Annotated in this window: 14 protein-coding genes; 5 read left to right on the forward strand and 9 right to left on the reverse strand. The window is 32.6% G+C overall.

Features of this window, described 5'->3' with window-relative positions:
• Positions 1-133: 133 nt before the first annotated feature.
• The 9 genes from DUZ96_RS07150 to DUZ96_RS07190 all read right to left on the reverse strand — a co-directional run bounded on the left by DUZ96_RS07150 (position 134) and on the right by DUZ96_RS07190 (position 9,751).
• Positions 134-877, reverse strand: coding sequence for a bifunctional 2-polyprenyl-6-hydroxyphenol methylase/3-demethylubiquinol 3-O-methyltransferase UbiG (locus DUZ96_RS07150; RefSeq protein ID WP_114301257.1), 744 nt, complete (start codon positions 875-877; stop codon positions 134-136).
• On the reverse strand, positions 874-2,136 hold the full coding sequence (locus tag DUZ96_RS07155; RefSeq protein WP_114301258.1) for an ABC transporter ATP-binding protein: 1,263 nt from the start codon (positions 2,134-2,136) through the stop codon (positions 874-876). The genes DUZ96_RS07150 and DUZ96_RS07155 overlap by 4 nt, the downstream gene beginning before the upstream one ends.
• 34 nt (positions 2,137-2,170) lie before the next feature.
• A complete protein-coding gene (locus DUZ96_RS07160; RefSeq protein ID WP_114301344.1) occupies positions 2,171-2,518 on the reverse strand; it encodes a four helix bundle protein in 348 nt (115 codons plus the stop codon).
• Between the two features lie 65 nt (positions 2,519-2,583).
• Positions 2,584-3,447 (reverse strand): ABC transporter permease, encoded by an 864-nt coding sequence (locus DUZ96_RS07165; protein WP_114301345.1) that lies wholly within the window; start codon positions 3,445-3,447, stop codon positions 2,584-2,586.
• Between the two features lie 127 nt (positions 3,448-3,574).
• Positions 3,575-4,552 (reverse strand): SDR family oxidoreductase, encoded by a 978-nt coding sequence (locus DUZ96_RS07170; RefSeq protein WP_114301259.1) that lies wholly within the window; start codon positions 4,550-4,552, stop codon positions 3,575-3,577.
• Between the two features lie 17 nt (positions 4,553-4,569).
• Positions 4,570-5,865: a nucleotide sugar dehydrogenase gene (locus DUZ96_RS07175; protein WP_114301260.1), complete on the reverse strand. Its 1,296-nt coding sequence runs from the start codon at positions 5,863-5,865 to the stop codon at positions 4,570-4,572.
• Complete coding sequence (locus tag DUZ96_RS07180) at positions 5,862-6,452, reverse strand: sugar transferase (protein ID WP_258774335.1); 591 nt, start codon at positions 6,450-6,452, stop codon at positions 5,862-5,864. The genes DUZ96_RS07175 and DUZ96_RS07180 overlap by 4 nt, the downstream gene beginning before the upstream one ends.
• A gap of 5 nt (positions 6,453-6,457) precedes the next feature.
• Positions 6,458-8,950 (reverse strand): tyrosine-protein kinase, encoded by a 2,493-nt coding sequence (locus DUZ96_RS07185; protein WP_114301261.1) that lies wholly within the window; start codon positions 8,948-8,950, stop codon positions 6,458-6,460.
• Between the two features lie 6 nt (positions 8,951-8,956).
• Entirely contained in the window at positions 8,957-9,751 is a 795-nt protein-coding gene (locus DUZ96_RS07190; RefSeq protein WP_114301262.1) for a polysaccharide biosynthesis/export family protein, read from the reverse strand.
• A gap of 103 nt (positions 9,752-9,854) precedes the next feature.
• Here DUZ96_RS07190 and DUZ96_RS07195 point away from each other — a divergent pair, with 103 nt between their 5' ends.
• From DUZ96_RS07195 to DUZ96_RS07215, 5 genes are all read left to right on the forward strand, one after another.
• Positions 9,855-11,717, forward strand: coding sequence for an ABC-F family ATP-binding cassette domain-containing protein (locus tag DUZ96_RS07195; protein WP_114301263.1), 1,863 nt, complete (start codon positions 9,855-9,857; stop codon positions 11,715-11,717).
• Positions 11,718-12,482 (forward strand): O-methyltransferase, encoded by a 765-nt coding sequence (locus DUZ96_RS07200; protein WP_114301264.1) that lies wholly within the window; start codon positions 11,718-11,720, stop codon positions 12,480-12,482.
• A 78-nt stretch (positions 12,483-12,560) separates the two neighbouring features.
• Positions 12,561-13,250: an ABC transporter ATP-binding protein gene (locus DUZ96_RS07205; RefSeq protein WP_114301347.1), complete on the forward strand. Its 690-nt coding sequence runs from the start codon at positions 12,561-12,563 to the stop codon at positions 13,248-13,250.
• Between the two features lie 83 nt (positions 13,251-13,333).
• A complete protein-coding gene (locus DUZ96_RS07210; RefSeq protein WP_114301265.1) occupies positions 13,334-13,909 on the forward strand; it encodes a cob(I)yrinic acid a,c-diamide adenosyltransferase in 576 nt (191 codons plus the stop codon).
• Positions 13,910-14,073: 164 nt separating this feature from the next.
• Positions 14,074-14,295 (forward strand): DUF2795 domain-containing protein, encoded by a 222-nt coding sequence (locus tag DUZ96_RS07215; RefSeq protein WP_008272287.1) that lies wholly within the window; start codon positions 14,074-14,076, stop codon positions 14,293-14,295.
• The last annotated feature ends 131 nt before the right edge of the window (positions 14,296-14,426 follow it).

The raw sequence follows: 14,426 nt of genomic DNA on the forward strand, positions 1-14,426 counted from the left end.
TTTCATTTAAAGGCAAATATTTAATTCCATTCTTATAAATAGAGAATTTAAAACTGGAAATGCTTTTTACTATCCAATTAATTTTTACCTCATTAAAAACTATCAACTGATCGTTTGAATTACTAATCATTATTTACCAGTTAAGTATTTTAATATCTCCATCGAAAGGTTCAGAAATACTATCTGGAAAAAACTCTTTCAGTTTGATAATATCTCCCTTATCGTAGCTAAGTTCCGGAAAATTTAAAATACTTTTTTTAACAAGCATAATCCCAATGTTATAACCATAAGATTTTATCCTTATGTCTTTACAATTAAACCCGGCAAGTACCAAATTATACATTAGAAGACCTGCATTCCATAAAGACACATGGCCTCCAACAATCTCGTGCTTTAATGGTGGTACTGTAATTGCCAACACACCACCTTCTTTTAAATCCGAATGAACTTTAGTTAAAAATAAGTTTGGATTAGGTTGATGCTCTAAAACATGTGAAATCCAAATAGCATCAAACTTTTCTTCAAATTGAAATTCATAATAATCTCCAAAGATACAAGTATGCTTTTCAATTCTCTGTTCAAAATAAACTGACCGTCCATAATCTATCGAAGTTACTCTTTTATCAAAAGATACGAGTAAATCACTATGTCTTCCTTCACCACTTCCAATATCTAAAATTGTTTCAAAGTCATAGTTTTTAATTAGATACTCCATTGATTCTCCTGCAAAGGGCAGCTCACTAAATGGCTGATTTGCATCCCCATTTTTAAAAAAATTCTTTTCAGGGTTTGAATTCACTTCTACTCTTTTCACATCCAAACCAAACAGTTTATGATATAACTTTCTTAAAAATCGATATAGAACATTCTTTTTCATAACATTAAATCCCAATCAATATTTACACCGATAACTCCTGGTCTATCTTTTGAAAAAGATGAATTGTACCCATGTTTTGAAGATAGTTCTACATCAAAATCTAATACTCCATCTACCCTTTGAATTACCTGCTTTTTAATTATTCCTACATGAATATCAACAGAGTAACTTCCTGATTTAAGCAATCTTTTAGGAAAGTTTTTAGAAATCACTTGAAAACTTCCCAACTGCTTATCTAAACAATATTCGTCGTTTATTTTAACAAAATCTGTGAATAAAATTGTTCCATTTCTTACTAATCTTATAGCTATTGAATTTTCACAATCTGCTTTATTAACTTTATAAGTTATCTTAAATTTAATATCATCTTCAACATCTATAACTCCTTTACTGTCAGAAATTAGCTCAGCCCCAGTAACACAAAGAGGTAAATTCAAATCATTATTAATTAAAGTTTTAGAATTGCGTTCTCCATGCTTGATATACTTCTCAATAGTATTTTCAACAGAACCTTCATATACTAATTCACCATTTTCTAATAATAAAGCTCTTGTACAAATTCTTTGCAAACTCCCCATATTATGACTCACAAACAACACCGTTCTACCATCTCCTTTTGAGATGTCTTGCATTTTACCAATGGCCTTTTTTTGGAACTCAGCATCACCAACTGCTAACACCTCATCTACTACTAAAATATCGGGTTCTAAATGCGCAGCCACCGCAAATGCTAAACGCACGGTCATCCCTGAAGAGTATCGTTTTACTGGTGTATCTATATAACGCTCACAGCCAGAAAAGTCAATGATCTCATCTATTTTAGAGCGAATTTCTGCTTTGGTCATTCCTAAAATAGCACCATTTAAATAAATGTTTTCTCTCCCAGTCATTTCTGGGTGAAAGCCTGTACCAACTTCTAATAAGGATGCAATGCGTCCTTTTGTTTTAATTTCACCTGTTGTTGGGCTTGTAACCCTAGATAAAATTTTTAATAAAGTCGATTTTCCTGCACCATTTTTCCCAATAACACCAAGCACTTCACCGCGCTTCACTTCAAAATTAATATCTTTTAAAGCCCAAACATAGTCACTTTCTCCTTTGGTACTTCTGTCGTTTACTTCTCCTATTTTCAAGAATGGATCGTCTTTACCACGTACTTTATGCCACCATCTATTTAAATCATGACTTATAGTGCCAGTACCAACTAAACCTAATCGGTATTGTTTAGATATATTTTCTGCTCTTAAAATGACGCTCATTTTATGTGAGTTGTGAATTGTGAAACGTGAGTTGTTATTTATTCCTCAAATAGTTTCTCAACCCTAAGATTAATTTCTTTACATTAATTATTAAATCCAATACTTTATTATCCTCGGCTGTCATTCCTAACCTAATTGACAAGAGATACTGAGTTTCTAATTCCGAAAGTGATCCTAGTGCAATCATCAGAAATTGAATTAGTTCTTTATCACTTTGTCTAGCAGCACCTTCAGCAATGTTTGAAGGCACAGAAACGGCAGCTCTTCTCATCTGACTAGTCAAACCATAACGCTCAGATTCTGGAAAAGATTTCGTCACTGAATACATTAATTCAGCTAATTCCATACTTTTCTTCCAAACATCTAAATCCTTATGATTCATATAATTTCTTTTTCGATTAACTTCTAACAACTCACTCCTCACCATTCACCTTTCACTACTCACCATTAGACTGTATCTATAAAACTTTTTTCAGTTCTGTTAAAAATAATTAATCCCAATAAGAATATTACAACACTTATTAATGTTGTATAACCAAAACTCGTCCAACTAAATGTTCCAGAATCCAATAACATAAATCTAAAGCCCTCTATAATTTGCGTTAATGGATTATATACTACAATAGGTACAACCCATTCTGGGAATTTTAATTTTGCTTCAGACACTGGATAGGGAACTGCCGAAAGATACATTAGTAACTGCACTCCAAAACCAACTAAAATAGTCAGGTCTCGATATTTAGTAGTCATAGATGAAATAATCATTCCGAAGCCTAGACCTAATAGTGCCATTAACAACACATAAATTGGAAACAGTACAATATTGATATTTATATTAACGCCACTTCCTTGAAAATAGTAGAAAAGATAAAATCCAGTAAATATTCCTATTTGAATTCCAAATTTCAAGAGGTTTGAAATGGTAACTGACATTGGCATAATGACTCTAGGAAAATACACCTTACCAAAAATATTTTGATTTTTGGTAAAGGTCCCTGAGGTTCCTGTTAAGCATTCTTTAAAATAATTCCAGGCAGTGATTCCTGCCAAATTAAAAAGAAAAGGGGGAATATCACCAGTTTGTATCTGCCCAAGATTATTAAATACTAATGTAAAAATTACAGATGTAAAAAGTGGTTGAATCAAAAACCATAAAGGACCAAGTATTGTTTGTTTATAAACCGTTACAATATCACGTTTTACAAACAAGAATAATAAATCTTTATACCTCCATATTTCTTTTAGATTGAGGTCTATTAATTTATGTTTTGATGAAATAGTATATAACCAATTGTCTTCGGTTGTTTTCAATTTTCGAGCTTTAGTCTGAGCCAATATAACAAATGAAATGGTAGAAATAAATGATTTACTACTGCAATTATTAAAGGGATTTTAACAATTTAGAAAAAGATAAATTTTTGATTTGATTCTCAGGAAATTAATTAAAAGAATCCCAAGTAATTTTTAACCCTTCACGCACAGTGTATTGCGGTTTATAACCCAATAAGCGTTCTGCTTTTGAAATATCTGCTAATGAATCTCTAACATCCCCTTGTCTTGGTGGTCCATATATGGCTTTTAATTCTGAGCCAGCTGCAACTCTAAGGGAGTCCCAGAGATAATTAATTGTTATACGTTCTCCACATGCTACATTAAAAACCTCATTCTTAGCCTCTTTTGATGCAAAAAATCCTTTTACATTAGCCTGAATAACATTATCAATAAATGTGAAATCGCGAGTTTGCTCCCCGTCACCATTAATTTTTGATGGCTTATTATCTTTCAAAGATTGCATGAATAAGGGTATAACAGCGGCATACGCACCATTAGGACTCTGCTTAGGCCCAAACACATTAAAGTATCTTAAACCAATAACATCAGTATTGTAAGTAGTCCCAAATACATCCGCATATAATTCATTAACATATTTTGTAACCGCATAAGGTGATAAAGGCTTACCTATCTTATCCTCTAATTTGGGTAATGATTTGCTATCACCATACGTTGAACTTGAGGCGGCGTAAACCATTCTTTTGACGGTTTTGCTATCCTTAAGCGCAATCATCATATTTAAAAAGCCAGTAATATTTACGTCATTGGTTGTTGCTGGATCATTGATAGATCTTGGTACGGAACCTAATGCAGCCTGGTGGCTTACATAATCCATGCCTTCCATGGCGTTTTTACAGGTGTCAAGGTCACGTATATCGCCTTCAATTAATTCAAAGGTAGGATTATTCATAAATTCTGTAAGATTTTCTCTGTAGCCATTTGAGAAATCATCCAAGACTCTTACTTTCTTGGCATTATACTTTAAAAGATATTCTACTAAGTTTGAACCTATAAAACCGCCTCCTCCTGTAATTAAAAAACTTAGGTTTGAGATATCTTGTTTATGATGTGGATTTGAGTACATACTATTTCTTAAATTTGTTATAGCCGCGCATCAATAGCATCTAACGGAAGTAACGATTTAACATCAAAAGTTACGCATTGGTCTGACTTCATGCTATTTAAGTTAATTTCTAGGAATTCTTTATGAGAAACTGCTAGAATTATAGCCTCATAATCTGAGCCTAGTTTACTTTGATCTGTAATTAAATCTAAACCATATTCGTGTTTAACTTCTACCTTAGATGCCCAAGGATCATATACATCTACATTGACATGATACGATTGTAATTCTTCTATAATATCAATTACACGAGAATTTCTGATATCAGGACAATTTTCTTTAAATGTAATTCCTAACACTAATGCTTTAGACCCTTTAATCGTGGCTCCTTTATTAATCATCATTTTCACAGTCTCAGTTGCTACATAACTACCCATACTATCATTCATCTTACGTCCAGCAAGAATAATTTCAGGATTATATCCTGACTCGATAGCCTTTTGAGCTAAATAATAGGGATCTACACCTATACAATGACCACCAACTAAACCTGGTGAAAACTTTAAGAAATTCCATTTTGTACCCGCAGCTTCTAATACTGCTTTTGTATCAATGTCTAAAAGTCTAAATATCTTAGATAATTCATTTACAAAAGCAATATTTATGTCTCGTTGTGAATTTTCAATCACCTTAGCTGCCTCAGCAACTTTAATTGATGGGGCTAAATGCGTTCCTGCAGTTATTACTTTTTTATAAAGATTATCTATTTTCTCAGCAATCTCAGGCGTTGAACCTGATGTTACTTTTAAAATCTTGGTTACAGTATGTTTTTTATCTCCAGGATTAATCCGTTCTGGCGAGTATCCTGCATAAAAATCTTTGTTATACACTAAACTAGAATACTTTTCTAGAACAGGGATACAAATATCTTCAGTTGCGCCGGGATAAACAGTAGATTCATATACCACAATATCATTCTTCGATAATACTTTACCAACAGTCTCACTAGCCTTAATCAAGGGAGTAAAAACAGGCTTATTCAGAACATCAGTTGGCGTTGGTACAGTTATAATATAAATATTTGCTTCAGATAATGCGTCAATATCATCAGTTATAAAAAGTCCTTTGTCAGATTCGAGGTTTGTAGTTAATACAGCCTGAAGGTTTTTATCTTCAACTTCAAGGGTATTATCCACACCAGAATTAAGTTCATTTATGCGTTGCTTATTTATATCAAACCCCACTACTAAGAATTGTTTTGCAAATTCAACGGCAAGTGGTAAACCGACATAACCTAGTCCAATTATGGCAATTTTATCTTTAGTGTAAGTCATATGTTAAAAGTAGATTTAAAAATGATTTTCAAATCTAAGGAAAAACTATAATTCTCTAAGTACTTCTTGTTGATTTTCACTTTATCTACCCAAATAATCGTTCTATTGAAATACTCTGGATCTTTTTGTCGCTCTAATACACGTTCTTCATACTTATATTTTAAAGTTGCTGGACCAGTGATACCAGGTTTAACAATTAAAATTTTTCTGTCTTCTCCTTCTAATTCATCCGCAAACCCTTGTATATCAGGTCTTGGCCCAACAAAACTCATATTACCAATTAAGACATTAAAGATCTGAGGAAATTCATCTAATTTAGTCCGTCTTAAAAATTTACCAAGGCGCGTCGCACTTCTGTCCAATTGTCCTAAGACATGTCTTTCTTCCTTTAAGGTTCTTAATTTATAAATCTTAAATAGCTTGGCATGTTGCCCAACCCTTAACTGTGAAAATACTCCCCATCTCCTTGTATCAATTGTACAAAATAATACTAAAAGAAATATTGGCAGCATAAGAATTGGCAGAAGAATAAGTGCTAATATAAAATCGAAATAACGTTTTACTCTAAGCTGAGGCTTTGTTATCAAATACTCTATTTTTTGTTCCTTGAGATCAATTTTTTAGCCCTAGACCAAATAGATCGTTTATTATTTTTATGATATGAACTTCCATAGCTCCCATAGCCATAGCCATAGCCGTAACCATAACCCTTGCCATAAGTATAACCATATTGGGCTTTATGCTGGTAAAAATTAAGGATGTAACTTACATTATGAATTTCCCTGTTTTTATATTTTGCATTGATTAATTGCAACATGCCTTTTTGAGTATAGTCAAAACGTACCAGATAAAGAATGGCATCTGAAAATCGTGATAGATCTAAAGCATCAGTTACCAATCCCAGAGGAGGAGAATCTAAAATAATATAGTCATACTGGTGTTTTAATATCGACATGGCCTCAGTTAATTTATCACTCATCAACAATTCTGACGGATTAGGTGGTATTGGACCTGACGAAATTAAATCTAAATTCTTAATATGGGTTTTTTTAAGGACTTCATCTAATTGTCGTTCTCCTATCATATAATCAACTATACCCTCCGTATTATCTAGATCAAAGTCGTTAAATATTTTTGGCTTTCTTAAATCTAGCCCCATGAGTAAGGTTTTTTTACCTGCTGAAGCATATACTGAAGCTATATTTATAGAACAAAAGGTTTTACCCTCTCCACTCACAGAGGAGGTGACGAGTATAGTTTGAGCCAATGTGTCTGATATTTTATTTTTGCCCAAAATAAATTGTAGACTTGACCTAACAGACCTGAATGATTCAGAAACTGAAGATTGGGGTTGCTCATGTACAATAAGATTATTAGGGTGAGCTATCTTTCCTATTAGACCTAAAATTGGAATTTGTGATAACTTCTCAACATCTGTTACATTACGAATCTTAGTATCTAAAAGAAATAAAATAATAATAATAAGAATAGGTATTCCAATACCCAACGTTATTGCAATCACATAATTCAGCGTGGTATCAGGTCCTATTTTACCACCACCAATATCCTTGGCCATATCAATAAAATTAATATCAGAAACATTAGATGCCTTAATAATTTTAGCCTCGCTTAGTTTACTTTGATAGATATCATAAGCTTCGATACTAAGATCTAACCTGCGTTGAATTTGTAAATACTCTTGTTGCTCTAAAGGTAAATCTGCCAACTCTAACTCCAATTGTACTATTTTACCTTTCAATGTGTTAATTTGAGAATTGACAACGCGCTTAGTAGATTTTATGGTTTCTAACAATACATTTTTTTCAGATTCAATACGTCGATCAATATCATTAAAAAGCACATTACCGGGTTGGGTGGTGTATTCTAAGTTTTGGCGTTCTATAGCCAGTTGAATTATATTACCGATTATAGCATTCAGAGAACCAATTTCAACACCAACTGATGACGGCGCTACTATTTTGGTATAGTCAGTTTGGGTTAAAAGATAATCTTCTAAAGAATTAAGATAGCTTAATTTAGATTGCTCAATCTCCTCAGATTTATCGTAGTCCTTTAAACTTTCAGCTAAAGTTGTGAGTTCTTCAGAAATATCAAATACTTTATTACGGTTTCTAAAATCACTCATTTCTAAAGTATTTGATTTTAGAAGTTCATTTACCTTAGATAGGCTACTATCAATAAATTTAATGGTATTGGTGGCATAAATATTTTTTCTTTCTAGTTCAGTCTTGGCTAAAATATCTACAGTCGCATTTAGGTAATCTACAATACGAGCCTTATTAGTGCCTTGCATTGATAAAATTAGAATAGAAGATGCATTTTTTGATTTTGCTCTAGGAGTCACTGCATTTTTATAGCTATTTACTGTTGCATCATGATCTGTAAACTTTAAAAAATAATTAGATTCTGCACTAAAGCTAATACCCTTATTTTTCTTAATCACACCACTAAAAAATGGTAAATTTATGTTATCCCCATAATTAAACGTCGCTTTAAAAATATTAGGTACTACTTCTATTTGCCCTTTCGTTTTTGTGTCATAATTTTGAAAACTCACCTTTGGAGTTTCCGTAAAATCTACACTAAGTTGAAACTGATTTTCATTTAGAGGCTTAATTTCTAATAATCTATTTGTAATCTGATCATTCTTTTTATTTAATAATAATTCAAATGGTGAGCTTTTGTAAATATCAATAAGATTGTAAGGTCCCTGCTGCAAATACTGTACATAGAATTGAAGAGAGTCAACAACTAAATCATTATGGGTTCTCGTATTTATGCCTGTAATTATTTTGCCTACTTTTTCTGATACACCACCCCAGTTAAAAGAAATACTGGTATTACCCGTAAAAAATGGACTTTGTTCGTTCTCTATAGAAATTAAACTCTCAAGGCGATATATATTTTGCTTTCTTTTGTTTTGAAATTCAGCGATACTTAAAGCTATTACAACCGCTATTAATATTACAGGCCAGTTGCCTAAAATTTTAAAAAGCAAACTCTTAAAATCAAACTGTACTTGTTGATTATCATCAAGATTTAATTCGTATTCTAAATCTGACATTGTTTACTACCTATTGATTAATAATATTGTTGTTGTAAGTAAGGTTGCAATAGATAACAAGGTTCTAAACGTATCTGCACCCGTCACTCCAGTACCCCAAGACTTTTGTCTTAAAGGCTTTATGTAAATCATATCGTTATTTTGTATAAAATAATATGGCGATTTCATAACATTAATATCGGTTAAATCTACACTGTGTATTTGTTGTCCCTGTGGGTATTGTCTGATAATTAAAACATCTTTTCTATTTCCAGTTATGGTGATATCTCCTGCATTGGCAATAGCCTCAAAAATATTGACACGGTCTTTATATATAACATTTACGCCTGGGCTTCCTATCTCCCCATTTGTTACGTAACGGAGACCTGCTAGTTTTATCGTAACAAAAATATTAGCCGTTTCTTTAAACTGATCTTTTAACAATTTTTGTTCTAGTAATTTTCGGATTTCCTCTGTGGTATATCCTAATACATTTATTTCACCCAACACAGGAATTCTTATATTACCATGCATATCTACTGTGAAACCGTCTAAATAAGCACGTTCTTCACCTTGGGTATCTAAAACCTGATCTCCAACCGGGTTATAAATGGAAACACTCGCTTGATCTAGTGCTTTTACCCTTATATTTAAGATGTCATTGACCTGTACACGATACGGTTTTTGAATCTCTGATAGATTATTGATCAAAGTATCCTGACTCGTTTCCTTATTTTGAAAATACACCAAATCTTTATTTGAAATACATGATGACAAGACAACACAAAATATTAATATTAAAAACAAGATGTTCTTTTTCATTTAGGTCTTTATTTGGTATTTCACAAATATAATCTATCACCAACAATAACAAAACTATATGCTTTATTTTTGGTTTATTTACGTTCTTTGTAAAAAATAAAAAGTGAATTACCTTAATGTAGAAAATATTTCAAAATCTTATGGCGAACTCGTCCTCTTTGAAGGCTTGTCCTTTAGCATTCACAAGGATCAAAAAATAGCTTTTATAGCTAAAAACGGTAGTGGTAAAACCTCTATTCTAAATATTTTATCAGGAAAGGATGCACCAGATAAAGGACAAATAATTATTCGCAAGGGACTTAGGCTATCGTTTCTAGACCAGGAACCTATATTAGACAAGCAACTTACAATTGAGGAAACAATATTTGCTTCGGAAATTCCTATTCTTAAAGTCATTGAAAGCTACGAAAATGCACTCAAAAACCCTGAAGACTCGGAAGGATATCAGTTGGCATTTGAAGCTATGGATAGACATAATGCCTGGGAGTTTGAAACGCAATACCAACAAATTTTATCTCAATTAAAATTAGAAGATTTATCGCAAAAAGTAAGTTCGCTTTCAGGAGGGCAAAAAAAACGATTGGCCCTAGCGCAATCCTTATTGAGTAAACCCGATATATTAATCCTAGATGAACCTACAAACCATCTAGATTTAGAGATGATTGAATGGTTAGAAGACTATTTCACAAAAACACAGCAAACACTGTTCATGGTAACCCACGACCGTTATTTTTTAGAACGTGTCTGCAACGAAATAATAGAGCTTGACCATGGAAAGTTATTTACCTACAAAGGAAATTATTCCTATTACTTAGAAAAAAAAGAAGCACGCATTGCAAATGAATTGGTAGAGGTTGGTAAGGCGAAACAACTCTTTAAAAAAGAATTAGATTGGATGCGACGTCAACCCAAAGCACGCACTACAAAATCAAAAAGCAGGATAGATGATTTTTTTGAAATAAAGAAAAAGGCACACCAAAGACGTAAGGATCACGAAGTACAGTTAGAGATAAATATGGAACGATTGGGAAGCAAGATCATTGAATTCCATAATGTTTATAAGGCATTTAAAGACAAAAATATATTAGATAGTTTTGACTACACTTTTAAGAAAGGGGAACGCATTGGTATTATCGGTAAAAATGGAACTGGTAAGTCCACATTTTTGAATTTACTGACGCAAAGCTTAAAACCTGATAATGGTAAAATTGTGTTAGGTGAAACTGTTAAAATTGGATATTACACACAAGGTGGTATCCCTGTTAAACCTAGTCAAAAAGTAATTGAAGTCATTCGACAATATGGTGACTATATTCCCTTGGCAAAAGGAAGACAAATTAGTGCACAGCAGTTACTTGAACGTTTCCTGTTTGACAGAAAAAAACAGTATGATTTTGTTGAAAAGCTTAGTGGTGGTGAACAAAAACGATTATACTTATGTACTGTTTTAATTCAAAATCCAAACGTTTTAATTTTAGATGAACCCACTAATGACCTAGATATAGTTACGCTAAACGTACTTGAAAATTTTCTCTTAGATTTTCCTGGTGTTTTATTAGTTGTATCACATGATCGTTACTTTATGGATAAAATTGTTGATCATCTATTTGTTTTCCGTGGCAATGGAGTCATTGACGATTTTCCTGGTAATTATTCAGATTTCAGGGCTTATGATACGAGTCTGCCAAAAACTGCAAATATCAAAGTAAAAGCAGATACAAATAAGGTTGTCAAGGAAAATGAAGCTAATAAACTATCCTATAACGAACAAAAAGAATATAAAAATTTAGAATCAAAAATACGATCATTAGAATTAGACAAGACAGCATTAGAAGGTAAATTCAACAACCCAGAACTATCACAAGAGGATATCAATAAATTGTCTGAAGATTTACAGACAATAATTAGCTTGATCGAAGAAAAAGAATTGCGTTGGTTTGAACTTGCTGAAAAATTAGAGCATTAAATGTACAAGATACTTGCTTATTTAAAATTCCTTAAAGCATCCAAAAACAAACATGGTGTACACTCTCCTTTTGTATACAAATTTGTTACTGAATGTATTTATGACAAAAAGAATCACCTAGAGTACAATCTCATAAAGGATTATCGTAAGGCCCTATTAAAAAACAAAGAAAGTATTACCATCACCGATTTTGGATCAGGCTCAAAAGTATTTAAATCCAACATCAGAAAAATCAGTGATATTGCAGCTCATGCAGGAACGCCTTTAAAAAAAGCAAAACTCCTATTCAGAATTGTAAAGTACTTTAAATTTAAGTCCATATTAGAATTAGGCACTTCTCTAGGAATTGCTACCCAAGCTATGTCTCTTAATAATTCAGTTGAAAATATAATCAGTGTTGAAGGATGTCATAACACCTTCAGATTTGCTCTAAAATCATTGTCAAAATACAGCAATATTCAATTAATAAATAATCCATTTAAAAACTACATTCCCAAAATAAAACAAGAAAGTTTTGATCTCATATTTTTTGACGGACACCACGATAAAAGCGCAACAATTGAATACTTTGAAGCTCTTTTGCCAAAAGCAAATAATAACTCCATATTCATTTTTGATGATATCTATTGGTCACAAGAAATGACTCAAGCCTGGGATTATATTAAAAATCACAATTCTGTTACTGTTACTGTAGACACCTTTCATTTTGGTATTGTTTTTTTCAGAAAAGAACAGGTCGAAGAACATTTTAAGATTAGAATGTAACAACCTCCCAATTTTAACGTCTTATTAACTGTAAAATCCTGTATCTTGCAGGATGAATGGCAACCAAGAATAGTAATTATGAGTGACAACGTCATTGAGATTAGAAACATCATTAGAGATTTTAAATTAGGACAGCAAACCGTTCATGTTTTAAAAGGTATAGATTTAGACATTAAGAAAGGTGAATATGTCGCCATTATGGGCCCATCAGGTTCTGGTAAATCTACTTTAATGAATTTATTAGGTTGTTTAGACACTCCTACATCAGGGACCTACGTTCTTAACGGAAAAGATGTTAGCCAAATGTCAGAAGATGAATTGGCCGAAATACGAAATACTGAAATTGGATTTGTTTTTCAGACATTTAATCTCCTACCAAGAACCACTGCCCTAGAAAATGTGGCTTTGCCTATGATTTATGCAGGTGCATCTAAAAAAGTACGTTCCGAAAGAGCTTCAGAAGTATTGACCGATGTTGGACTTGCAGATCGTATGGACCATAAACCAAATCAGTTGTCTGGTGGTCAAAGACAACGTGTGGCTGTTGGTAGAGCACTGGTAAATAAGCCTTCAATTATTCTGGCAGATGAACCTACAGGAAATTTGGATTCTAAGACTTCATTAGAAATTATGGAATTATTTGATGAAATTCATGCTAATGGTAATACTGTTATTATGGTTACCCATGAAGAAGATGTAGCGGCACATGCAAAAAGAATCATTCGCTTAAATGATGGAATGATTGACACAGATACTTATAATAACTAAATCACAAACAGCAATCTGAATTTATAGACTTTGCTATCTCGGCCTTTTTTAAGAATTTGAGTATTAGCCTTATCTTTACATTTATGAAAGTATATACAAAAACGGGGGATAAAGGTACTACCTCACTCTTTGGGGGTACACGTGTACCGAAGCATCACTTAAGAATAGAAAGTTACGGTACAATTGACGAGTTAAATTCGCACATTGGTCTGGTACGTGATCAAGATATTAATCAACACTACAAGCATGTTTTGATGAAAATTCAAGATCTATTATTTACTGTAGGCGCAATATTAGCTACTGATCCCGAAAAAGCTACACTGAAAAATGGTAGGGCTCGCTTAAATATTCCAAAAATATCAAATGAAGATATTGAAGCTTTAGAAAAAGAGATGGACACAATGGAAGCCAGTCTACCACCGATGACTCATTTTGTTTTACCTGGTGGTCATCAAACCGTGTCATTCTGTCACATAGCGCGTACAGTATGTCGTCGAGCAGAACGCTTAGCCTCTCATCTTAATGAATTAGAACCTTTTCAACCTGAAACCTTAATGTACATTAATCGGCTTTCTGACTACCTTTTTGTGTTGGCACGGAAGTTGTCATATGATTTACAGGCTGAAGAAATAAAGTGGATTCCCAAAAAAGAATCTTAAGTAAAAATTGAATTCAGTCATTAGAATTGTATAATTCAACTATATAAGTTGAAAACGATTGAAAATTACATGTTCTTTCTATTAATGATTAATTAATTTAATTTTTTCTTGAATTATTCAGCTAAAAAATTATTTTTGCAAAAAAAAATTAAACACGGACGCAAATGTATTGGACATTAGAATTAGCATCATATTTAAGTGATGCGCCTTGGCCAGCAACTAAAGACGAACTTATAGATTATGCCATCCGAACAGGTGCACCTTTAGAGGTTGTTGAGAATTTACAAGCGATCGAAGATGAAGGTGATTCATACGATTCAATTGAAGAAATTTGGCCAGACTATCCAACTGATGAAGATTACCTCTGGAATGAGGATGAATATTAACATATAATATTTTGATAAAAAAGTCTCTTACGTTAATATAACTGAGAGACTTTTTTTATTTTCGGTTTCTCTTAAATAAGAATCGCATAAGAGTCTTTGAGACTATAAATTTATTGATATAAAAAAATAAA

The organism is Winogradskyella sp. KYW1333 (assembly GCF_003335675.1).
Taxonomy (GTDB): Bacteria; Bacteroidota; Bacteroidia; order Flavobacteriales; family Flavobacteriaceae; genus Winogradskyella.

Coding starts and splice junctions, on each gene's coding strand:
- DUZ96_RS07150 (WP_114301257.1), bottom strand. CDS start 877: ATGAAAAAGAATGTTCTATATCGATTTTTAAGAAAGTTATATCATAAA.
- DUZ96_RS07155 (WP_114301258.1), bottom strand. CDS start 2,136: ATGAGCGTCATTTTAAGAGCAGAAAATATATCTAAACAATACCGATTA.
- DUZ96_RS07160 (WP_114301344.1), bottom strand. CDS start 2,518: ATGAATCATAAGGATTTAGATGTTTGGAAGAAAAGTATGGAATTAGCT.
- DUZ96_RS07170 (WP_114301259.1), bottom strand. CDS start 4,552: ATGTACTCAAATCCACATCATAAACAAGATATCTCAAACCTAAGTTTT.
- DUZ96_RS07175 (WP_114301260.1), bottom strand. CDS start 5,865: ATGACTTACACTAAAGATAAAATTGCCATAATTGGACTAGGTTATGTC.
- DUZ96_RS07185 (WP_114301261.1), bottom strand. CDS start 8,950: ATGTCAGATTTAGAATACGAATTAAATCTTGATGATAATCAACAAGTA.
- DUZ96_RS07190 (WP_114301262.1), bottom strand. CDS start 9,751: ATGAAAAAGAACATCTTGTTTTTAATATTAATATTTTGTGTTGTCTTG.
- DUZ96_RS07200 (WP_114301264.1), top strand. CDS start 11,718: ATGTACAAGATACTTGCTTATTTAAAATTCCTTAAAGCATCCAAAAAC.
- DUZ96_RS07205 (WP_114301347.1), top strand. CDS start 12,561: ATGAGTGACAACGTCATTGAGATTAGAAACATCATTAGAGATTTTAAA.
- DUZ96_RS07210 (WP_114301265.1), top strand. CDS start 13,334: ATGAAAGTATATACAAAAACGGGGGATAAAGGTACTACCTCACTCTTT.
- DUZ96_RS07215 (WP_008272287.1), top strand. CDS start 14,074: ATGTATTGGACATTAGAATTAGCATCATATTTAAGTGATGCGCCTTGG.